Source organism: Micromonospora sp. NPDC000668 (assembly GCF_042897975.1).
GTDB lineage: Bacteria > Actinomycetota > Actinomycetes > Mycobacteriales > Micromonosporaceae > Micromonospora.
In genome coordinates this window covers 71,698-91,838 of sequence record NZ_JBIAYP010000008.1, presented here as the reverse complement: position 1 = coordinate 91,838, position 20,141 = coordinate 71,698, and the positions used below count along the sequence as shown (strand labels likewise).

General features: G+C 71.7%; 20 protein-coding genes. 11 read left to right on the top strand and 9 right to left on the bottom strand.

The annotated features are described in order from the left end of the window. Window positions 1–182: 182 nt before the first annotated feature. Window positions 183–1,019 (bottom strand): alpha/beta fold hydrolase, encoded by an 837-nt coding sequence (locus ACFY29_RS32285; protein ID WP_386992165.1) that lies wholly within the window; start codon window positions 1,017–1,019, stop codon window positions 183–185. Window positions 1,020–1,081: 62 nt separating this feature from the next. On the opposite strand from ACFY29_RS32285, the gene ACFY29_RS32280 reads away from it, so the two are divergent. The 3 genes from ACFY29_RS32280 (at window position 1,082) to ACFY29_RS32270 (ending at window position 3,729) form a co-directional block, all read left to right on the top strand. After that, window positions 1,082–1,783: a TetR/AcrR family transcriptional regulator gene (locus ACFY29_RS32280; RefSeq protein ID WP_386992164.1), complete on the top strand. Its 702-nt coding sequence runs from the start codon at window positions 1,082–1,084 to the stop codon at window positions 1,781–1,783. A gap of 191 nt (window positions 1,784–1,974) precedes the next feature. Beyond that, on the top strand, window positions 1,975–2,334 hold the full coding sequence (locus ACFY29_RS32275) for a hypothetical protein (RefSeq protein ID WP_328417531.1): 360 nt from the start codon (window positions 1,975–1,977) through the stop codon (window positions 2,332–2,334). Window positions 2,335–2,562: 228 nt separating this feature from the next. Beyond that, window positions 2,563–3,729: an epoxide hydrolase family protein gene (locus tag ACFY29_RS32270; RefSeq protein WP_386992161.1), complete on the top strand. Its 1,167-nt coding sequence runs from the start codon at window positions 2,563–2,565 to the stop codon at window positions 3,727–3,729. A 107-nt stretch (window positions 3,730–3,836) separates the two neighbouring features. On the opposite strand, the gene ACFY29_RS32265 is transcribed toward ACFY29_RS32270, so the two are convergent. Next, a complete protein-coding gene (locus ACFY29_RS32265; protein ID WP_386992159.1) occupies window positions 3,837–4,694 on the bottom strand; it encodes an NAD(P)H-binding protein in 858 nt (285 codons plus the stop codon). 90 nt (window positions 4,695–4,784) lie between these two features. On the opposite strand from ACFY29_RS32265, the gene ACFY29_RS32260 reads away from it, so the two are divergent. Continuing rightward, window positions 4,785–5,189, top strand: a complete 405-nt coding sequence (locus ACFY29_RS32260) for a winged helix-turn-helix transcriptional regulator (RefSeq protein ID WP_386992157.1) — start codon at window positions 4,785–4,787, stop codon at window positions 5,187–5,189. A 21-nt stretch (window positions 5,190–5,210) separates the two neighbouring features. Here the strand turns inward: ACFY29_RS32260 and ACFY29_RS32255 are convergent, their stop codons facing one another. After that, window positions 5,211–6,173 (bottom strand): helix-turn-helix transcriptional regulator, encoded by a 963-nt coding sequence (locus ACFY29_RS32255; protein WP_386992155.1) that lies wholly within the window; start codon window positions 6,171–6,173, stop codon window positions 5,211–5,213. 334 nt (window positions 6,174–6,507) lie between these two features. On the opposite strand from ACFY29_RS32255, the gene ACFY29_RS32250 reads away from it, so the two are divergent. The 4 genes from ACFY29_RS32250 (at window position 6,508) to ACFY29_RS32235 (ending at window position 12,216) form a co-directional block, all read left to right on the top strand. Continuing rightward, a complete protein-coding gene (locus ACFY29_RS32250) occupies window positions 6,508–7,170 on the top strand; it encodes a hypothetical protein (protein ID WP_386992153.1) in 663 nt (220 codons plus the stop codon). A 104-nt stretch (window positions 7,171–7,274) separates the two neighbouring features. After that, window positions 7,275–9,287, top strand: a complete 2,013-nt coding sequence (locus tag ACFY29_RS32245; RefSeq protein ID WP_386992151.1) for a Xaa-Pro dipeptidyl-peptidase — start codon at window positions 7,275–7,277, stop codon at window positions 9,285–9,287. Window positions 9,288–9,482: 195 nt separating this feature from the next. Then, entirely contained in the window at window positions 9,483–10,991 is a 1,509-nt protein-coding gene (locus ACFY29_RS32240; RefSeq protein ID WP_328417517.1) for a phosphoesterase, read from the top strand. 175 nt (window positions 10,992–11,166) lie between these two features. Beyond that, window positions 11,167–12,216 carry an aldo/keto reductase gene (locus ACFY29_RS32235; RefSeq protein WP_386992149.1) on the top strand — a complete coding sequence of 350 codons (1,050 nt, stop codon included), beginning with the start codon at window positions 11,167–11,169 and terminating at the stop codon, window positions 12,214–12,216. Between the two features lie 44 nt (window positions 12,217–12,260). On the opposite strand, the gene ACFY29_RS32230 is transcribed toward ACFY29_RS32235, so the two are convergent. After that, window positions 12,261–12,854, bottom strand: a complete 594-nt coding sequence (locus ACFY29_RS32230; protein ID WP_328417511.1) for a MarR family winged helix-turn-helix transcriptional regulator — start codon at window positions 12,852–12,854, stop codon at window positions 12,261–12,263. Window positions 12,855–12,956: 102 nt separating this feature from the next. Here ACFY29_RS32230 and ACFY29_RS32225 point away from each other — a divergent pair, with 102 nt between their 5' ends. The 3 genes from ACFY29_RS32225 to ACFY29_RS32215 all read left to right on the top strand — a co-directional run bounded on the left by ACFY29_RS32225 (window position 12,957) and on the right by ACFY29_RS32215 (window position 16,475). Next, the gene (locus tag ACFY29_RS32225) at window positions 12,957–14,537 is read left to right on the top strand and encodes an LLM class flavin-dependent oxidoreductase (protein ID WP_386992147.1); all 1,581 of its coding nucleotides are present in this window, start codon (window positions 12,957–12,959) and stop codon (window positions 14,535–14,537) included. Between the two features lie 61 nt (window positions 14,538–14,598). After that, on the top strand, window positions 14,599–15,195 hold the full coding sequence (locus ACFY29_RS32220) for an ArsR/SmtB family transcription factor (protein WP_386992145.1): 597 nt from the start codon (window positions 14,599–14,601) through the stop codon (window positions 15,193–15,195). After that, window positions 15,192–16,475 carry an MFS transporter gene (locus tag ACFY29_RS32215; protein WP_386992143.1) on the top strand — a complete coding sequence of 428 codons (1,284 nt, stop codon included), beginning with the start codon at window positions 15,192–15,194 and terminating at the stop codon, window positions 16,473–16,475. The genes ACFY29_RS32220 and ACFY29_RS32215 overlap by 4 nt, the downstream gene beginning before the upstream one ends. A 102-nt stretch (window positions 16,476–16,577) precedes the next feature. Here the strand turns inward: ACFY29_RS32215 and ACFY29_RS32210 are convergent, their stop codons facing one another. The 5 genes from ACFY29_RS32210 to ACFY29_RS32190 all read right to left on the bottom strand — a co-directional run bounded on the left by ACFY29_RS32210 (window position 16,578) and on the right by ACFY29_RS32190 (window position 20,092). Then, complete coding sequence (locus ACFY29_RS32210) at window positions 16,578–17,273, bottom strand: alpha/beta fold hydrolase (protein ID WP_386992141.1); 696 nt, start codon at window positions 17,271–17,273, stop codon at window positions 16,578–16,580. A gap of 39 nt (window positions 17,274–17,312) precedes the next feature. Beyond that, entirely contained in the window at window positions 17,313–17,693 is a 381-nt protein-coding gene (locus tag ACFY29_RS32205; RefSeq protein WP_386992139.1) for a VOC family protein, read from the bottom strand. A 77-nt stretch (window positions 17,694–17,770) separates the two neighbouring features. Further along, window positions 17,771–18,400 carry a DUF4291 domain-containing protein gene (locus tag ACFY29_RS32200; protein ID WP_386992137.1) on the bottom strand — a complete coding sequence of 210 codons (630 nt, stop codon included), beginning with the start codon at window positions 18,398–18,400 and terminating at the stop codon, window positions 17,771–17,773. Window positions 18,401–18,499: 99 nt separating this feature from the next. Further along, complete coding sequence (locus ACFY29_RS32195) at window positions 18,500–19,537, bottom strand: SMP-30/gluconolactonase/LRE family protein (RefSeq protein WP_386992135.1); 1,038 nt, start codon at window positions 19,535–19,537, stop codon at window positions 18,500–18,502. A 132-nt stretch (window positions 19,538–19,669) separates the two neighbouring features. Then, entirely contained in the window at window positions 19,670–20,092 is a 423-nt protein-coding gene (locus ACFY29_RS32190) for an MmcQ/YjbR family DNA-binding protein (RefSeq protein WP_386992134.1), read from the bottom strand. Between the last annotated feature and the right edge of the window lie 49 nt (window positions 20,093–20,141).

Sequence of the window (20,141 nt, the reverse complement as noted above, 5' to 3'; positions counted from 1 at the left end):
TCGGTGGTGTGTTCCGAGGCCGCTGGGCGGCCCGACCTGTGGCCGTCATGATGGCGGTGCGAGGGGCATTCGGGCATGTCCCCCAGCCTAAGCCAAGATCAATAACCGTGGGCAGCCGTGCGTGCCGCGCGATGGCGCCGACATCCATTGGGGACGGCCAGGCCGGGCGACCGCGTGGCCCGTCAGGTGTGGGGCGTGCGCTGCGGCGTCACCGGGGCCGCGAAGAATTCGACGAGCGGCTCGACCATTCTCGGGTACGCCCGGTTGATGGCGTCGTGCCCGCTCCGGGGAATCGTCAGCGTCCTGGCTCGAGGCAGCGCGCGGGCCAACGCCTCGTTGAGGGCGACGTAGTAGGGCGGGCCGTCGGCGCCGCACGTCAGCAGCACTTCGCAGGTGACCCCGTCCCACTGGGTGGCCGGGCCGTCGTGCGCCAGGATCAGGGCCGTCTCGTCCAGAGTCATCGGCAGCAGTTCGCCCATCGTGCGCCCGATCGGGGTGCGCATGAACGCCCGAGTGATCGCGACCCGTACGCCGAGCGGGAGCTTCGCCGCCGCCATCTGCGGGTTGATGCCGGCGGCCGTGATGGCGAGGCCCCGAGCGGTGTCGCCACGCCGCAGCGCCGCGCGGGCGGGCTCCAGCCACGCGGACGGTGAGCCGCCGTCGATGGAGATCGCGGCGTCGTAGAGGGCGAGTCGGTCGATCGGCAGCCGGAGTGCGGCCCGGAGCGCGATGAAGCCGCCGGAGCTGTGGCCGATGACATTGCCGGACCCGGTGTGCTCCAGCACCACGGCGAGGTCGTCGATGTCCTGGTCGAACGTGTAGGGCATCGACCTGGGCGGGGCGTCGGCCCGTCCCCGCCGGTTGTAGAGGTGCACGGTGAACCGGTCGGCGAGGGCCGTGGCCAGCCGGCCGTACACGTCGATGGTGACCCCGCCGCCGTGCACCACGACGATCCCGGGTCCGCTGCCCGTGGAGTGCAGCACGATGCTGGCGCCGTCCCGTGCCGTGATCCGTTCCATGATCGGTCCGCCCTTCCGCCATGTCTAAACTGCGAACGACGTTTGCAGTTTACAGTAGATCGGTGAGCGACGCACCGAGGAAGTCCGGCGGCGGTGACACCGACCGGCAACCGATCTGGACCAGGCCCGAACGCGGCAGCCGCGGTCCCGTTCCGGCGCACAGCCGCGACGAGATCGTCGCGGCCGCCATCGCACTGGCCGACGCCGAAGGACTCGCCGCGGTGTCGATGCGCGCCGTCGCGACCGCGCTGGGCACCGGCGCCGGATCGCTCTACCGGTACCTGTCCTCCCGTGACGACCTCCTGGACCTGATGACCGACCGGGCCGTGGGGGAGCTGCGGCCGTACCCGCAGGCGGAGGGCGACTGGCTGCACTCGATGCTGCTGTTGGCCCGCCGGCAGTTGGCGCTGCACCGGCGCCACCCGTGGTTGTTCGACGTGAGTCACCGACCGTCCGGCATCGGCCCCGACAGCCTCGCCTGGTTCGACAACTGCCTGCGGGTCCTGGAACCCGTCCGCTGCGCCGCCACCGCCAAGTTCGAGGCGATCGCCATGATGACCGGCGTGGTGAGCCTCTTCGCCCGCAGCGAGGCCACCTCCGGGTCGTTCAGCTTCGCTGGTGGCGACCTCACCGCGTACCCGCACATGGTCGCGGCGTTCAGCCAGCCCTCGGCGCCGGCGCCCCGGACGGACCTCTTCGAGCGGACCGTGCGCAGCCTGCTGACCGGGTTGCTCCTCGCCGACCCCACGGAGACGGCCCCCTGACAACCGCGGAAGGGCGCGCCGCCAGCCGATGCTGTTGAGGCGTTCGGCTGCCCGACGCGGCGCCGGTTGTCTAGGTTTCGGTGGTGAGCCCGGGGGAGTGGTTGGGTCGACCGGGCCGGGTGCGGCGGCCGACGATGACGGCGGGCTGATGGAGAACCGTCGTGCGTGAGCCTGGTGAAAGGTACGTGATCGTGTCAGATTCTGATCTTGCGGGCCTGCGGGAACGGGCCGCGAACGGTGACCGGGACGCGGTCGACCAGCTCGTCGAGCTCGCCGGTGAGCGGGGCGACCTGGCGGAGCTGCGCCAGCTCGCAGAGAGCGGCAACACCGACGCGGCGGCTCAGCTCGTCGAGCTCGCCACTGAGCGCGGCGACATGGACGAGCTGCGGCGCCTGGCCGACCGGGGCGACCAGGACGCGACCGATCAGCTCGTCGAACTGGCGACCGAGCGGGTCGATGTCGCCGAGCTTCGACGGCTCGCCGACGGCGGCAACCGGGACGCGGCCGACGTCCTGGCCGACCTCACCGACCAGGACGACGAGACGGAGTAGCCGACCGGCACGTGTCGCCGTGCAGACCAACCGAGCTCGCCGGATCCCGGCCCCAGCCGACCACCGGCCACGTGGCGCTCCCGGCCACAGCCGAGTGAGCACTTTTCAGGCAGCGTCGCGGCCGGTAGCATGCGAATCGCTTCCCTTGCAGCCATCGGGCGAGCCGATATGGCGAGCTGACCTGGGGAATGTGGATTTCATCCGTCCCAGGTCACGGAGGCCCTCTTCATGTCGTCCCTGCCACAAGCTGTGCCGTTCACCATCGACGTCTCCGACGACCTGCTGGCGGACCTGGCCGAGCGGTTGGCGCGCACCCGCTTTCCCCGCCCGACTGCGAGCGGGTGGTGTGCCGGCACGGATCCGGACTACCTTCGCGAGCTAGTGACCTACTGGCGCAGCGGCTTCGACTGGCGCGCCCGGGAACGCGAACTCAACGCAGTGCCGCACTACACCGCGACCCTGGACGGCCGGCGCGTGCACTTCGTGCACCTGCGCGCGGCAACCTCCAGCGGCACCCGCTCCCCGCTGCCGCTGGTGCTGACCCATGGCTGGCCCAGCAGCTTCGTGGAGATGTTGCCGCTAGCGGCGCGGCTGGCCGATCCCGCTGCCTACGGCGGCGAGCAGGACGACGCCTTCGACGTCGTCGTTCCGTCCCTGCCCGGCTTCGTGTTCTCGGACCTGCCGATCCACGGCCTGGTGACCCCTCCGGTAGTTGCTGACCTGTGGGCACGGCTGATGACGGATGTCCTGAGCTACTCCACGTTCGGCGCGTACGGCGGCGACATCGGCTCTCATGTCACCGGCTTTCTCGGCGCCCGGCACCGGCAGCGGGTGGTCGGGATCCACACCCACCATCCGGACCTGCACCCCATTCTCGACGACGCCCACCCATTGTCCGCAGCCGAGCAGGCCTACCTGAAAGCGCGATCGAACGAGCACGATGGCAGCGATGACGGCTACGCCGCCATCCAGAGCACCCGACCGGACACCCTCGCTGCGGCCCTGCTGGACTCTCCCGCCGGCCTAGCCGCCTGGATCGTGGAAAAGTATCGGGCCTGGAGCGACTGCGACGGAGACCTCGAATCTCGGTTCAGCAAAGACCTTCTACTCACCATCGCCACTCTTTACTGGGCGACCGGGACGATCGGCTCATCCTTCAGGCCCTACTACGACGACTCCCGGACTCCGCCCCTGGGGGCTGTTGACGTGCCAGCAGGAGTCCGGCTCACCCCGGAGGACCGGGACTACCCCCGCGAGTACGCCGAGCGCGTTTATCGTGACCTGCGCCAATGGCGTGGCCCGACCCGCGGAGGCCACTTCCTGCCCTTGGAGGAACCCGACGTGCTCGCCAACGACCTGCGAGACTTCTTCCGACCGCTGCGCCGCGGGGCGTAAACGCCCGTCCGGCACGTGTCGGCCGTGGGGGCTCCCGGAGCGCAGGCGGGCGACAGGTACGCACCCGTCGCCCGCCGGTGCTCGCCGACGTGGCCGACGGCCGCCGGTCAGGCGTGCGCGGCCCGGACGGCGTCGTGCAGCGGGGTGCTCGGGCGGCCGATCAGCCGGCTGAGGTCGTCGCTGTCGGTCGTCAGTTCACCGATGGCGATCGAGTGGTCGAGCGCGGCGACGAACCCGGCGGTGCCCGCGTCGAGCCCGACGTTCTCCAGGGTCGCGGCGAGCTCGGTGGCGGACAGGTCCCGGTGGACGACCGTGGTGCCGGTGACCTGGGTAACGGCGGCGGCCAGCTCGTCGAAGGTGAAGGCCGTCCCGCCCAGCTCGTAGACGGCGTTGCCGTCCTCCTGGCGGGTCAGCGCCGCGACGGCCGCCGCCGCGTAGTCGGCCCGAGTCGCGGCGGAGACCCTGCTGCCACCGGTGGCGCCGAGGATCACGCCGGTCTGCAGGTACTGCGGCAGCTGGTCGGTGTAGTTCTCGGTGTACCAGCTGTTGCGCAGGATCGTGTACGGCAGACCCGAGGCGGCGGTGACCTCCTCGGTGGCCTTGTGCTCGGGCGCCAGGGGGTTCGTGGTGGTGTCGGCGCGCAGGATGCTGGTGTAGATCAGGCGCTCGACCCCGGCGAGCTTGGCCGCGTCGATGACCGCGGTGTGCTGGGCAACGCGCTGACCGGGAGTGTCACCGGAGATGAGCAGCAGGCGGCGTACTCCGGCCACGGCGCCGGGCAACGTCGACGGGTCGTCGTAGTTGGCCTGGCGGATCTCGACGCCGCGCGCGGCGAAGTCGGCGGCCTTCTCCGGGGTGCGGACGACGGCGGCGATCTCGGTGGCGGGTACGCCGGCGTCGAGCAGGTGCTCGATCACCAGGCGGCCCAGGCGGCCGGTGGCGCCGGTGACGGCATAGGTGGGCATGGGAAACCTCCGGTGCGGCGATGACGAAACTGTAGGCACTTACTAATCTACAGTACATGCGAACTCGTAATCGTGAGGTAGGCTGTTGAGGTGAACGACGTGCCGGCCCAGGACCCGGCGGGGCCTACCCAGGAACTCGTCAGCGATGTCTTCGCGCGCGGGTGCACCTCCCGCGCCGCGTTCGAGGACGTCACCTCGAAATGGGCTTCGCTGGCCCTGCTGGCGCTCGGCGAGGGTCGGTACCGGTTCAACGCGCTGCGTCGGCGCATCGACGGGGTCAGCGAGCGGATGCTCTCCCAGACCCTGCAGACCCTTGAGCGCGACGGCATGCTGACCCGCGAGGTCCTCTCGGCGATTCCGCCGCGCGTCGAATACTCGCTGACCCCCCTCGGCGCCCGGGTCGCCGAGCAGTTGCGCGGCCTCGCCGACCTGCTGGAAGGCTCTGTGCCCGAGTTGCAGACCGCCCGCGACGCCCACGAGCGCGACCGGGACTAGCCCGCGCGGTGCTGGCGTCGGTCAGGCGTGGAGGGTCTCGCGGGGCGGCACCCCGTAGCTGGCGTGGTACCGGGCGGTGAATCTGCTGTGGCTGGCGAACCCCCACCGACTGGCGATCGCCGACACGGTATCCCGACGAGGGTCGGCCCGCACCAGGTCGTGGTGGGCCCGATCGAGCCGGATCCGACGCAGGTGCGCCATCGGGGTGGTGCCGAGATGACGGCGGAAGGCCAGTTGCACCGCCCGCAGGGAGACGGCGGCGGCGTTGGCGATGTCGGCCGCGGTGATGTCCCGGTCGGCGTGCTCGTCCATGAAGGTGATCGCCCGGCGCAACGTGGCGGTGCCGGCGTCGCGCCGGTCCTCGGTGGTCGGATCGGTGACCGCCGTGTTGGGGAAGACCGTGAGTGCCGCCGCGGCGAGCATCCGCGCCGCGTTGCCGATCACCAGCGGCTCCGCGTTGGTGGTCGCGTTGGTCAGCACGACGTCGCTGATGTAGCGGGTGGTGTTCCGCCACTGCCGGGCGTGGGCGGCACTGGCAGGCCCGAGGTCGGTGAACCGGACCTGACCGGGTCGCCGGGCCGGCGCGGCGGTGGCGACCTGCGCCAGCACCGCCAGGTCCAGCACGCAGAGTTCCACCTCGCCGGGTTGCCAGTGCACGTTGAACGGCAGACCGGGTCTGGTGGTGAGGAAGACGTCGCCGGGGCCGAACCGATGGACCGCTCCGTCGGTGGCGCGCTCGACCCGTGCGGTGCGGGTGCGGCAGATGACCAGAGCGTCGATACCGTGCACGTCGATGTCGAGGTGCGCCGTTTGAGCGATCGTCGCGAGAGCGAACAACCCGGTGTCTATGCGTTGGTGGACGAGCCGGTAGCCGTTGTCCCCGCCGCGGATGCGCAGGTCCGTGTCGTACGTCCGGGCCAGGAAGTGGCGAATGGCCGCCGGATCTCGGCTCTCGAATCCTCGGGTCTGCACTGGTGACGTCATCCGCTGTCTCCGTCCGGGGAAGGTGTCGCCGGATGCTGGACCGGGGCCGGCGGCGGGACGTACCGGGCCGCGAGGCCGGAGCGAACTGTGAACAATTCCCACTTACACAACAGGCTTTGATGGAAGTTCCACCATAGGACAAGTGGAGGCCCGCCCGCCGTTCCACCTCGGTGTGTCGGTTGGTCGACTTCGCATTCCGACTACCGCATTCTTATCGCTGCGCCTGCTGGCCTAGCCATGCAGGTTGCGCCCACCGGAATCTTGTCCACAATTCCCCGGACGCCGGAGCGCGGCCGGGCCTTGCCGGACGACCGGCCATCGAACGGGGTGACCATTGGACAGTACCGACCCTGACCGCGTCGTCCGGCTGGCCGTGGCCGAGGCGCTGACGCGGGTGGCGGACCAGGACAGCCTGGGACTGGGCGAGGGTGACGCGCTGGAGGGCCTCGGGACCGCCTTGCGCGAGGTGCTGCGCCGCGCGCTCGACGACCGCGTACCACTGGCCACCCTCGAATTCGTCGACCTCTGCCGCGACCTGCGCCTGAACCGTGACTCCCTCGACCTGCTGGGGCACCATGTGATGACGGCGTTGCTGGCCCACCAGGTGGGGCCGGACGCGCTGATCCGCGTCGGTGTACTCCTCGGGACCGTCCGGCGCTACCTGCCGCCCGTTCGGCCGCTCGCGCCACGCAACGGCGGCCCAGCCGCCCAGCGACGCGACGTGCGCTCGGACAACAGTGTCGTGGGCCGGTACCGCCGGGCGAAACTGCCCGAGCACCTGCCCAACCCGCCTAGTTGGACCTGCACCGGCTGCGGTCGCGAATGGCCCTGCGCCACGAAACAGAGCCAGCTCCTCGCCGAGTTCGGTGGGGCGCGCGCCGCCCTCGCCATGTACCTCGGCTCCTGCCTCGTCGCCGCCGTCCAGGACCTGCCGACGCTGCCGTTACCCCGGGTCCGGAACCGATTCCTGGGTTGGCTGCCCCGCGCCCGGATCTGACGACGGCCCCGCCGGTCATGGGCGGCGATCGGGCGGGCACTAGGCAAGCAGGGCATCGATGCGATGGAATGTCATCCACGCGCCGCATCCTGGGGAGGACACCGATGTCGCCCACTCCGTTGACCGCCGGCACCCGCGCCCGGGTCGCCGCCGTCCTGGCCGGCCTGTTGCTCGCGGCGCTGCCCACCGCTCCGGTGGCCGCCGCTCCGGTGGCCGCTGACTCGTTTGCCGCCTCTCCGGTGGCCGCTGACCCGGCCGCCCAGCACCGCCCGGCCCCGCCGCATGTCGTCGGCGACCAGACCGTTCCCGCGTACTCCTATGCCGACGCGATCCGGGAGAGCGTCTGGGTGGAGACCCGGGCCGACACCGACGGTGACGGCGTGCGGGACCGGGTGGCGGTGGACCTGGTCCGGCCCCGGGAGGCCGCCGCTGCGGGGGTCCGGGTGCCGGTCATCATGGACGCCTCGCCCTACTACCTCTGCTGCGGCCGAGGCAACGAGAGCGAGCGCAAGACGTACGACGCGGCAGGCGTGATCGCCAAGGCGCCGCTGTTCTACGACAACTACTTCGTCCCGCGCGGCTACGCGTTCGCTGCGGTGGACCTCGCCGGCACCGCCCGCTCCACCGGCTGCGAGGACGTCGGCGGCCCGGCCGAGGTGGGCAGCGCCAAGGCGGTGGTGGACTGGCTCAACGGGCGGGCCCGCGCCTTCACCGCCGACGGCCGACCGGTCAGCGCGGCATGGAGCACCGGGCGGGTCGGCATGATCGGCAAGTCGTGGGACGGCTCGGTCGCCAACGGGGTCGCCGCCACCGGCGTGCCGGGGCTGGCGACGATCGTGCCGATCTCGGCGATCTCCAGCTGGTACGACTACATGCGCTACCAGGGGGTGCTGCGTGCCACGGACTATCCCGGCTACCTGCACTCGTACGTCAACGGCCGCACCGACGAGGCCTGCGCGGAGGTGCTGGCCCGGCTGCGCGCCGACAGCGCCGAGGAGACCGGCGACTACAACGGGTTCTGGACGCAGCGCGACTACCGACCCGCGGCCGACCGGGTGCGGGCCAGCGTGTTCGTGGCGCACGGCGTCAACGACCTGAATGTGACCACCAACCAGTTCGCCCGCTGGTGGCAGGAGCTGGCCGAGCAGGGAGTGCCCCGCAAGCTCTGGCTCTACCAGGCCGGCCACGAGGACCCGTTCGACGTCCGGCGTGCCGAGTGGGTGTCCGACCTGCACCGCTGGTTCGACTACTGGTTGCAGGGGCTGCGCAACGGGGTGATGGACGAGCCGCGGGTCGACCTGGAGACCGCGCCGGGAACCTGGACGACGCAACGGGACTGGCCGGCACCCGGCACCCGGGAGGTACGGGTGGCCCTCGGTGCCGGTGACGGCGTGACCGGCACCCTGGGCGGGCGCGGCGCGCGGCCGGGCCGCGAGCAGGCGTACGTCGACGAGTCGCTGAGCGAGGCGGAGCTGGTCGCCGAGCCGAGCACGGCGACCGCCGGCCGGTTGGTCTTCCTCTCCGGCGCGCTCACCGCGCCGGTGCGGATCTCCGGCAGCGCCTCGGTGCGGCTACGGATCCGGGTGGACCGGCCGACCACCGAGCTGACCGCCCGGCTGGTCGACTACGGCAGCGCGGAGCGGATCCGGTACGGCAGCTCGGAGGGGGTGCGGACGTTGAGCACCGAGTCGTGCTGGGGAGCTTCCACGGACGCCGACGACGCCTGCTACCGGGACACCGAGGAGATCACCGAGGTCTCCGACCACGCCGTGCTCACCCGGGGCTGGCTCGATGCGGCGCACCACCGCTCGTTGCGGTTCAGCACCCCGCTGCGGCCGGACCGCTGGTACACAGTGACCGTGCCGCTGAACGCGTACGACGCGGTGCTGCCCGCCGGCCATGTGCTCGGCCTGGTGCTCGGCCAGAGCGACCCGCAGTTCACCGAGACCGACGACCAGGACGCCACCGTCCGGGTCGACCTGGGTCGCAGCGAGCTGATCCTGCCGCTCGCCGGCCGGGCCGGGCTGCCGTCGGTCGACGTCGCGCCACCGGTGGTCACCGGACCGGCCGACTCGTCGGCCGCCCGGAGCACGCGGGATACCCGGCAGGTGCCCTGACCTGGCGATCCTGGTCCGGCACCCCGCGCCGTCGCGGGGTGCCGGCCGCAGCCTCGGGCGGGCGGCGCCGGGCCTGTCGGGAGGTCCGGGCCGGGTGTTCATCGTGCGCCCGCGCACCGTACAGAGCGCGTTCACGACCTTCTTCAAGGCTCCTTGATCGAAAGAGCATTCGCTTGATCGAGGAGAGGCTCTCACGTGAGGGACAAGCAACCCGAAGAGACCGAGCGCGGGCAGCTGTCGCGCCGCAAGCTGGTCAAGTACGCGGGCGTCGGCGCGACGCTGGCCGCTGCCAGCCCGCTGATCGGCGGAGGCGCGGCCTGGGCCGACGAGGAGCGGCGGCCCGGCGACGACACGGGCGACCGGGGCAACTCCAAGAACCGGGCGTGGCGTGCCGGTGACCACCATGTCCACTCCGAGTACAGCGGCGAGTTCGACACCACGAAGTCCCCGATCGTGTTCCACAAGGGTGCGGACGCGGTCTACCCGATCGTCACCAACGCCATCATGGCGAAGAACTTCGGCCTGAGCTGGGCGATGTGCACCGACCACGGTGGACCGACCCACTCCAAGGTGAACATCGAGCAGGCGTACCCCGACCTGCTGCGCTCGCGCAAGCTGGTCCCCGAGGTGCTCCAGTTCTGGGGCATGGAGTTCGACGCGCCGGCGCTGGACCACCACACGCTGATGATCCCCCGCCACGACGACGAGGCGAAGCAGCTGTTCGAGCTGGAGAGCCGGTTCGCCAAGTACGACGCGTTCCCCACCGACCCGGCCCGGGACACCGAGGCCAGGATGGTGGAGTTCCTCAAGGTCGCCCGGGGGATGCCGCACAAGCCGCTGGTGATCGCCCACCACGCGTCGCGCTCGGCGCCCGGCCTCGGCGTCTACGGCCAGGACACCCCACGGGAGTTCCGTAACGGCAACAACGCCGCCCCGGACGTGTACATCGGCTTCGAGGGTGCGCCCGGCCACCAGGCGGGTCCGCTCAACGGCGGCAAGCGGGGCGGGTACGGCAACCACCCCACCTACGGTGGCTTCGACCAGATGACCGCGCGGGTCGGTGGGCTGTGGGACTCGCTGCTCGGCGAGGGCCGCCGCTGGTGGATCACGGCGACCTCGGACTCGCACGTGCACTGGACGCGCGGCGGCTCGGACTTCTGGCCGGGCGAGTACAGCAAGACCTACGTGCACGCCCGCCAGGACTACGGCGACATCATGGACGGCCTGCGCAACGGCCGGATCTGGGTCACCACCGGTGACCTGATCAGCAGCCTCGACGTCACCGCCAGCTCCCAGGGCCGGACCGCCGAGGTGGGCGAGACCATCACGGTCAGCCGTCGCAACCGCACCGATGTCGAGATCGAGATCAAGTTCCGTCCGCTGAACGGCGCGAACGCCAACGGTGACCGCCCCGAGGTCCGCCGGGTCGACCTGATCGTCGGTCAGATCACCGGTCCGAGCGCCAACCCGGACGCCGACACCAACCCCACCACCAAGGTGGTGGCCCGGTTCGGCCCGCGGGACTGGCGCCGGCAGGGTGCGGACTACGTCATCCGGCACACGCTGCGCAACGTGGAGGCCGACACCTACGCGCGGGTCCGCGGCACCAGCACGGACGAGGCGGAGCCGCTGGCCGACGGGCTGGAGAGCCCGTGGGACGACCTGTGGTTCTACTCGAACCCGGTGTTCGTGCACGTGCGCTGACCCCGGCGCGACGGCGGTGGCACGGGTCCGCCGGTACGGCTCGACGCACGACGGTCGAACGGTGCCGGCGGGCCCGGCCCGTGCTCACTTGACCTCGAGTGCGCTCGAATGCCTAGGTTGGCTGGACGGGCCAGCCGCCCCCGTCCGCGCGGCTCCAACCATTTCGGGGGAGTCCATGCGCTACCGCGTCCTCGGCGGCACCGGCATCCAGGTCAGCGTCCACTGTCTCGGCACGATGATGTTCGGCGCGGTCGGCAACCCCGACCACGACGACTGCGTCCGCATCGTGCACGCCGCACTGGACCGGGGGATCAACGTCGTCGACACCGCCGACATGTACTCCGCCGGGGAGTCGGAGGTGATTGTCGGGAAGGCGCTGCGCGGCCGGCGCGACGACGTGGTGCTGGCCACCAAGGTCCACTTTCCGATGGGGGAGGGGCCCAACCGCGGGGGGAACTCCCGGCGCTGGATCGTCCGAGCGGTGGAGGAGAGCCTGCGCCGGCTCGGCACCGACTGGATCGACCTCTACCAGGTGCACCGGCCGGACCACACCACCGACGTGGAGGAGACGCTGGGCGCGCTCACCGACCTGGTACGGGCCGGAAAGATCCGGGCCTTCGGCTGCTCGACGTTCCCGGCGGACGAGATCGTGCAGGCGTACCACGTCGCCGAGCGGCGGGCGCTGGGTCGGTTCCGCACCGAGCAGCCGCCGTACTCGATCCTGGCCCGGGGGATCGAGACGTCGGTGCTGCCGGTCTGCCAGCGTCTCGGCATGGGGGTGTTGGTCTGGAGCCCACTCGCCTCCGGATTCCTCTCCGGCCGGTACCGGGCCGGCCGACCGGTCGATCTCAGCGCCGGTCGACCTGCCCTCACCCCGGCCCGTTTCGACCCCGCGCTGCCGGGCAACGCGGCCAAGTACGCCGCGGTCGACCGTCTCGTCGCGCTCGCCGAGGAGGTCGGCTGCACCCTGCCGGAGCTGGCCGTGGCGTTCACTGTCGCGCATCCGGGTGTCACGTCGGCCATCATCGGCCCGCGCACCATGGAGCAGCTTGACGGGCTGTTGGCGGGTGCGGAACTCACCCTCGACGACGCGGTGCTGGACCGGATCGACGAGATCGTCGCGCCCGGAACGAACCTCTACCAGCCCGACGGCGCCTGGGCGCCGCAGGTGCTCACCGATCCGGCGCTGCGGCGTCGTCCGCTGCCGGAGCGGGCCGCCGCCTGACCCGACCGCCTGACCAGACCGCCTGACCAGACCGCCTGCCCGGCTCAGCCGCGACGGCGGGTGCGGGTGGCCGGCGTCCGCCGCGGGGGCGCGGACGCCGGTGGTGCGCTTGGCGAAAGCGTGGGCGGGGTCGGGTCGGGCTGCACCTGCGCGACCACCTCGCAGAGGTCGCGTAGTGGGTCGACGGCCTGGGCCGAGCAGGCGACCCGCTGGAGCAGGGCCCGCAGCGTCGCCGACTCGGCCGGCGAGAGCGCCCCCAGCAGGTGTGACTCGACCTGGCGCAGCGCCCGCCGCCGCTGCTCCCACGCCGCGCGGCCGGCGTCGGTGACGTCGACCAGTCGGCTGCGCCGGTCGGCCGGGTCCGCCCGGCGGGCGACGAACCCGGGTCGTTCGAGGTCGTCGATGACGTAGGTGAGCACAGTGCGGTCCATGCCGAGCTCCTCGGCGATCGCACCCTGGTTCCGGGTCGGCCCGTTGATGGCGGCGGTGAGCACCTGGTAGCCGCGTGGGCCACCGGGGAAGTCGGTGAGCGCGTGCTCGGCCGCCCGGACGTAACCACGGAAGACGATCCCCAGCATCCAGCCCAGGTCTTCGTCGAGTGGATCGGGTCGGTCCCGCGCGTCGGTGGCACCCGTCATGCGCCGACAATAGCGCAGCGTCGCAGACCTTGTTGGCAGTAGATGTTCTGTATGACATAAGGTTGAGGTCATGATGCATCGCGCGACACGGGAGGCTCGCAGATGAGCGACTACGGCCACGACCTGGTCTTCGGATCGTTCACCACGCCCGGCGCCGACGATCCGGGACACACCGTCGGTCTCGCGGTCCTGGCCGAGCAGGTCGGCCTGGACCTGGTCACCTTCCAGGACCACCCGTACCAGCCGAAGTTCCTCGACACGTGGACGCTGCTGAGCTACGTCGCCGCGCGAACCACCCGGGTGCACCTGTCGGCGAACGTCACGAACCTGCCGCTGCGACCTCCGGCGGTGCTCGCCCGCAGCGTCGCCAGCCTGGACCTGCTCAGCGGCGGCCGGGTCGAGCTCGGCCTCGGCGCGGGAGCGTTCTGGGAGGCCATCGAGGCGATGGGCGGCCGTCGGTTGACCCCCGGCCAGGGCGTACGGGCGCTGGAGGAGGCCATCGAGGTCATCCGCCAGCTCTGGGACGCCGAGGCGCGCGGCGGGGTGCGTGTCGATGGCGAGTTCCACCGGGTGGTCGGTGCCAAGCGCGGCCCGGCGCCCGCGCACGCGGTGCCGATCTGGCTGGGCGCGTACAAGCCTCGGATGCTTGAGCTCACCGGTCGCCGGGCCGATGGTTGGCTGCCCTCGCTGGGTTACCTCCAGCCCGGTGACCTGGAAAAGGGCAACGCGATCATCGACGACGCCGCCCGGCAGGCGGGCCGCTCGCCCGAGGACATCCGCCGGCTGCTCAACGTCTCCGGACAGTTCGCCTCGGTCGGACGCGGCCCGCTGCACGGGCCGGCTGAGCAGTGGGTGCAGGAACTGGCCGAGCTCGCGCTGGACGAGGGCATCAGCACCTTCATCCTCGGCAGCGACGACCCCGACGACCTGCGCCGGTTCGCCGGCGAGGTGGCCCCCGCCGTTCGCGAGCTGGTGGCCGCCGAGCGTGACCGCGGCACGGTGCCGGAGCGCACGCCGGACCCTGAGCCTGAGCCTGAGCCGGCGAGGGTTGTCGCCGCGCCGGTGCGGGCGGCCCGCCCGAGCGGCGCCTTCGCGGTGGTGCCGACCCCTGACGACGGCCGGCGGCGCAGCGACCGGCAGGTCTGGGACGAGTCGACCCGGCCGAGCGGACCCGCACCCGACCCGACGCGTACCTACACCCCGCAGGAGCAGGCCAACGGCCAGCACCTGGTGCAGGTGCACGACGGCCTGCGCGGCGAGCTGGCCCAGATCCACGACCTGATCGAGCAGGTGGCCGCCGGTGAGATCGATGCCGGCACGGCCCGGTCGCACATCAACACAATGACCATGCGGCAGAACCGGTGGACGCTCGGCGTCTACTGCGAGTCCTACTGCCGCATCGTCACCACCCACCACACCATCGAGGACCAGGCCCTCTTCCCGCGGCTGCGGCTGCGCGATCCCCGCCTCGCCCCGGTCGTCGACCGGCTGGAGCAGGAACACCACGTCATCCACGACGTGCTGGAGGGCGTCGACCAGGCCCTGGTCGCGTACGTCGGCGCGCCGGACGGGTTGGCCGAGCTGCGTGCCGCGGTGGACCTGCTGAGCGACACCCTGCTGTCCCACCTCAGCTACGAGGAGCGCGAGCTGGTCGAGCCGCTGGCCCGGCTGGGGGTGAGCTGACCGAAGCCATCCGGCGAAGTTCGGGGTTGCCCGACGGAACCTGAGAGACTACTTTCGAAACATGTCTCTCAAGAATCCGTACGGGGATTTCGAGATCACCGAGCCGCAGGCGCTGCGGGCGCTGGCGCACCCGGTCCGGTTGGCCATCCTCGACCGTCTCCAGCGACACGGCCCGGCCACCGCCACCGGGCTCTCGCCGCACGTCGGCGCCACGCCGTCGGTGGTGAGCTGGCACCTGCGGCACCTCGCGACGTTCGGCCTGGTCACCGACTGGGACGGCGCCACCAGCAAGCGGGAACGCTGGTGGCAGGCCGCCGCCCGGGGCTTCCGCTTCACGCTCCCTGACGACGCCGAGGGACAGGCCGCCGGCCGCCAGCTGCGGGGAGAGATGTTCGCCCGGTACGCCGACGCTCCGCAGCAGTGGCTGCTCCAGGACGAGCCCCGGCTGGACGCCGAGTGGCGCGGGCTGGCCGGGGTGGCCGACACCCGGTTCGTGGCCACCGCCGACGAGATGCGGCAGCTGGAGGACGCGATCGAGGAGCTGCTTGCCCCGTACGTACGGCGCAAGGACGACCAGGCGCCACCGGCCGGCGCGCAGGTCGTCCGGATGCTGCGCTACGTAATGCCCGAGCCCGGCGACGACTCGGCCGCGTCGTGACCACCGTCGGCACCGCGCCCCCACCCGCCCTGCACCGCGACCGGCGGTTCCGCACCTTCTGGATCGGCGAGACGATCTCCCAGTTCGGTGATCGGATCAGCGAACTGGCTCTGCCGCTGATCGCCGTCTCGTTGCTCGCCGCGACGCCCGCGCAGGTCAGCGTCCTCACCGCGCTGATCTGGCTGCCCAACCTGCTGGGCCTGTTCCTGGGCGCGTGGGTGGACCAGCGCACCCACAAGCGCCGGCTCCTGATCATCGCCGACCTGATCCGCGCGGCGGTGCTGCTCAGCCTGCCGGTGGCCTACCTCTTCGACGCGGTCACCCTCACCCAGCTCTACCTGGTGGCGCTGCTCACCGGTGCCGGGGCGGTGCTGTTCGCCATGGCGCGCCAGGCGTTCTTCGTCGCGTTGGTGCCGCGGTCGGCCTACGTCGACGCGACCAGCAAGCTGAGCATGAGCCGCGCCGTGTCGTTCGTGGCCGGCCCGGCCGTCGGCGGTGGACTGGTCCAGGCGCTGACCGCGCCGGTCGCCGTCATCGTCGACGCGGTGTCGTTCCTCGGCTCCGCGCTGATGCTCGGCCGCATCCCGGTGACCGAGGCGCCTCCGCCGCCGCGGCGGTCGTCCACCCTCGGCCTCGTCCGCGAAGGTCTCGTCCTGGTGCTGCGCCACCCGGTGCTGCGCGCCGCGCTCGGCTGCACCAGCACCGTCAACTTCTTCACCTTCATCGCCAGCGCGTTGTTGGTGCTCTACGCGAGTCGCGAGCTCGACCTGTCCGCCGGTGCCATCGGCATCGCGTTCGGCGCCGGCGCGATCGGTGGGTTGGCGGGCGCGGCGCTGGCGCCCCGGGTCTCCCGCGCCATCGGGTTGGGGCGTACCGCGATGATTGGCGTCGTCCTCTTTCCCGCGCCGCTGGCGCTGACCGCGCTGGTGGCCGGGCCGACCTGGGCGAAGGTCGGCATGCTGGCCGCCATCGAACTGGTCTCCAGCGTCGGGGTGATGCTGATGGACGTCAACCTGAACGCCCTCATCACCGCGGTCACGCCCGACGATGCGCGGGGCCGTCGGGCCGGTGCGTACAGCGCCGTCAACTACGGCATCCGGCCCCTCGGCGCGCTGGTCGGCGGGGCGTTGGGCACCACCATCGGGCTGCGGCCGACACTGGTCGTCGCCGGCCTGGGCGGCGTGCTCGCCGTGCTCTGGCTGTTCGCGTCGCCAGTACGCCACATCACCACCATCGACGAGCCAGCGACCGCGCCGCGGCAGGACGAGCCGGCGACCTGACCGCGCCGCTGCGGGACGAGTTGGCGACCTGACCGGGCTGCGGGCAGCAGGCAGGCGGCCAGCACACCGCCGGCCGGGGGAGAACCCGGCCGGCGGAGCAGCTCAGCCGGCCGCGTCCAGCAGCAGCCGGGCCAGCTCGGCGGGTTGGGAGATCATCGGCCAGTGGCCGGTGTCCATCGTGACCAGTCGCCAGTGCTCGCTGGTCAGCAGCTTCGCCACGGTGTCGTTGGGTTCGGGCCCGTCGAGCAGGCACTTGACGTACGTGGCCGGCAGCTCGCCGAGCGGGCGGGTCAGCACGGCCGGCTCGGTCAACGTGGCACCGGGGTGCGGGGTGGAGCCCTCGACCAGCCGGGTGACCTGCTCGTCGGTGAGACCCTGGCCGTCGAGGTCGGACGCGCCGAGCGGCGGCCAGTAGCCGCCGTTGTCGGCGATCAACGCCTCCAGCGCCGCCGGGCCCTGCCACCAGCCGGACGCGAACGAGTCACCGTCGACCGGCACCTCCGAGTCGACGAAGACCACCCGGGTCAGCCGGTCGCCGATCCGCTCGGCGGCCTGACCCACCGGGATGCCCGAGTAGCTGTGCCCGACCAGCACCACGTCGCGCAGGTCGCGCCGCTCGATCTCACCGACGATGTCCTGCACGTGGGTCTGCTGCCCGGCCGGCACGCCCTGCTTCTCGGCGAGGCCGGAGAGGGTCAGCGGATGGGTGCCGTGACCGGCCGCGCGCAGCGGCGGCAGCACCTCGTCCCACGCCCACGACCCCAGCCACGCCCCCGCCACCAGTACGAACTCTGCCATGGCCGGAACCCTAACGCCGACCTGCGACAACCCGGCGGATCAGGGCCAGGTTCGGGCCTGGGCGGCGAAGATCGCCGGTGGGCTCGCCACTGGCAGCACGCAGAGCAGGTGCCCACCGGGCGCCCGCAGAATCCGGCACTCCAGCCACTGCGACACCTCGGTCGCGCCCAGGTCGATCAGCCGTGCGGTCTCGGCCGGCACATCGTCGGTCTCGATGTCGAGGTGAAAGCGCGGGGCGTCGTCGACTGCCTGGACCGCGGTGACCAGCCCGGGCAGCGCCTCGTGCAGGCCAATGAACTGTGGCTCTGCGGGATCGGACCGGGTGCTGACGCCCAGCGCCGCCGACCAGAACTGCGCCGCCCGCGCGGCCTCCGCCTCGGGGGCGTCGATCAGCAGCGCGTACACACGGCTTCGATGCATGCGAGGCAGGATATCGCCGGCAACGCAAGAATCGGCGTCCGCCTCTGCCGCCGAGCGACGCGGCCAGCTGCGCGTTGTCACTGTCCGGGTATCTCTCCGGCCGTGACGTCTGCGCTGGCGTCGAGGCCGGCGGCGATCTGAGCCGGCAATGGGTAGGGATGTTCGACCGGCAGGTGGTCTGGCGCCGCATGTGCGTCGTTGGCGCGCAGAAGTTCCCGTACGCGGTGGACGGTGGGGGTGATGTCGGTGACCGAGACCATCCAGTCGTCGACGTACCGGGCGACAGCCTCGCCGGATAACCCGACCTGCAGCGACCGGTATGGCAGAGCCTTCAGGTGCAGTGTCCGTTCCGGATCCCAATGCACCCGCACCGGGCTGGCCTTCAGCTGACGCGACCACGTCGCCTTGTCGCCGTGCACGTCCCGGTCGTAGTGACTCAGGCAGGCTCGCGCCAGCGCCCACTCGAAGCCCTCCCGCGTGATGTCGATGGACAGCACCCGCTCCTGGCCCGGCTTGGTGGCCCAGCCGCAGCGGTACATCATCCACAGGAAGGACGGCTTGATCCACGTCATCCGGTCCCGCTTGAAGGGGGCCACGAAGCGGCCGGCCGCCACCGCCGGCAGCGCGACCTGTGGGGGATACGCCTGGTAGACGGTGACGGTGTCGGCGGAGTAGCGAGCGCGAATCTGACGGGCGGGAACGGACATGCCCCGATCCTCACCGATCGGCCCTCGGCTGCTCCACCGAGATTCCGTACCCATGCCGGCGCTGGACCTGCGGCGGCGTCCGCACCGACCGGTCTCCGCTCAGAGGTGGTCCAGTGCTGGCGGGCCGGCATCGACCGGCATCTGGAAGATCCGGACCGGGTAGTCGACGGCCGACCGCCCACCGTTGAGCCCGGCGGTCAGGTGCAACTGAGCGGCCGGCAGCCAGAGCCGGGAGTCGGCGTCGATCCACATCGCGTCCACCCAGACCAGCCGCGGATCGGCGATGAGCGTGCGCACACTGCGGTCCGGTGCCAGGGCGAGGACGCGCCGTCGCTCGACGTCGCTGACGTAGATGGTGCCGGTGGCATCGATCGCCGCGCCGCCGGTGCTGGGCGTGTCGCACCACCGTTCGACCCGCCGGCCCAACTCGTCGGGGGCCACCGACGGGTCGTCCAGCCACCGGGTGCCGATCCGGGACATCCCGCCGGAGGCCGGTTGGTAGTAGAGCCAACGACCGTCCGGTGAGACCTCCAGTTGGTCGGCGTGCAGCTGGACCTCGCCGGCGTCCGGGTCGCGCAACGGCCGGCCGTCGGCGACCAGAGGCCCGCCGACGGTGCTCGGATGCCCGTCCAGTACCCGCCGGACCTGCCCGGAGTCGAGGTCGAGCACGATCAGGCCGGGCGCTCCGGCGTCGGTGAGATAGCCGACGCCGTCGTGGAACCGGACGTCGTCGACGTGGCTGGTGGGGTGCACCGCCGCGTCGAGGTGGTAGACGCGATGCACCCGGTCGCCGTCCGGGTCGATCACGATGAGCCGAGCCCCGCCGGGCACCTGCCGCGCGCCGAGTTGTGGCGCCCCAGCGTCGATGATCCACAGGCGGCCGTCCGGCCCGGCACGTAACCCGTTGACGTTGACGAACGCGCCGTCCGGTCCCTGGCCCGCCCGATTCCACGCGGTATTCGGGTACGGGTCGCGGCGGCCGTCCGGCAGCGCCTCGGCCACCTGCACGCCCGGCCGGTCCGCCGACGGGTAGCTCAGGAAGATCCGATCCCGCAGGGTCGTGACGCCCGTGCACACCCGGTCCTCGGTGAGCACCGGGGTCAGCCGGGGATCCTCCTCGGTGGGCAGCGTGGACATCGGTCCGCTCCTCACCCACCCGACGGCGTCCTGGCCTCCACCCGGTGACCGACGGCCTCGACCACCCGCCGCGCGGTATCCCCGGGCCGCGTCGGGCGAAACCATCAGCCCCAGCGGGTGCCGTTCAGCCGCTCAACCAGCCGGTGGGCCGGGCTGGTCGACCAGAGCGGCGAGCCGCTTCGGGGCGAGCAGACAGTAGCTCTCGGTGAGCAACTCGGCGACCTCGTCCCAGCCGGTGTCGTCGTCCACGACCATGCCCAGCACGGTCGGGCCCCACTCCGGCTTGTAGAAGGGGGGCCCGCTGGCGACGAGCCCGGCGATCTCGTCGGGCGGCGACCGGAAGATCAGCAGGCAGGTCGGCCGGTCGATGTCGGCGGCACGCGCGTGGGCGACCTGGTGGTCGGGGTCGACGGTGAGCACGTGGGCGAAGGTCCGCTTGCGGATCCGCCAGCGGGTGCCCACCCAGGCTGGCTCCTCGTAGCTCTCCGGCAGCCCGAGGCAGATCGGCCGCAGCCGGTCGAGGACCTCGGGCGGGACGTCTCCGGGTTCGGTCACGGTCAGCGACCCTAGTGGGCCGGTACGACAGATCACCGGGTTCGTGGTG